The sequence below is a fragment of the Clostridium boliviensis genome, assembly GCF_033342255.1.
GTDB lineage: Bacteria > Bacillota > Clostridia > Lachnospirales > Lachnospiraceae > Lacrimispora > Lacrimispora boliviensis.
Genome location: NZ_JAWONS010000328.1, coordinates 1 through 708, shown reverse-complemented (window position 1 = coordinate 708; position 708 = coordinate 1). Strand labels below are relative to the sequence as shown.

Genomic DNA, 708 nt, shown 5'->3' with positions numbered 1-708 from the left:
ATCGGCGGCGATCTCCGCCGCCGCACGTCGCGCTCGGTCGATCAGCTGGGGATCCAGTCGCAACTTCCGTTCCACTTCCACGCCGTTTCCCCTCCCGCCATGTCGTGGTTTTCTCAAAGCATGGGACGAGCATCATCGATTTTCCGGCATTCCTTCCGCCCCGGACCGGGCACTTCCGGGCCCGCGGCGGAACCGGCATGCCCCGGGATTCGTCGCCGGGCTTCCTCCACGATCTCCCGGGGCATGCCCATCGCCTCGGCGATCAAAAGCGCCTGGTGCGGTATCCCCGCTCCCTCCGGCAGGGGAATCAGGCGATAATCCATCCGGAATGCCCCGTCGTCTCCCCTCCAATCGACTCCTCCCTTCTCCGCATCCCCCAAACCGGCGGTTCGATACCTGCGGACCCCCGCCACCTCCAAAACCTCCGCATAATGGGTGACATGGACCGCCCAATGGTCGGACCGGGCGAGGGAGGCGGTCACCGCCGCTGACAGGGCCGCCCCTTCCACCGGATTGGTCCCGCGGCCGATCTCGTCGATCAGGAGGAGTCCCCCTTCCTTCTCCCGGAGCCAATCCGCCACCCGCTTCACCTCCGCCCCGAAGGTGCTGAGCCCGGCCCTGGCATCCTGGCCGTCGCCCATCACTCCGGAGACGAAGGCGACCAGAGGCATGTCACAGCGGGCGGCGGGGACGAAAAATCCGTGCTGG

1 protein-coding gene is annotated in these 708 nt (G+C 67.1%); it reads right to left on the bottom strand.

What is annotated here, in order from left to right; genetic code table 11:
- Nucleotides 1-113 precede the first annotated feature (113 nt).
- Nucleotides 114-708, bottom strand: a 595-nt coding sequence (locus tag RZO55_RS23800; RefSeq protein WP_439100082.1) for a MutS-related protein, incomplete at its 5' end; no start/stop codon positions are given.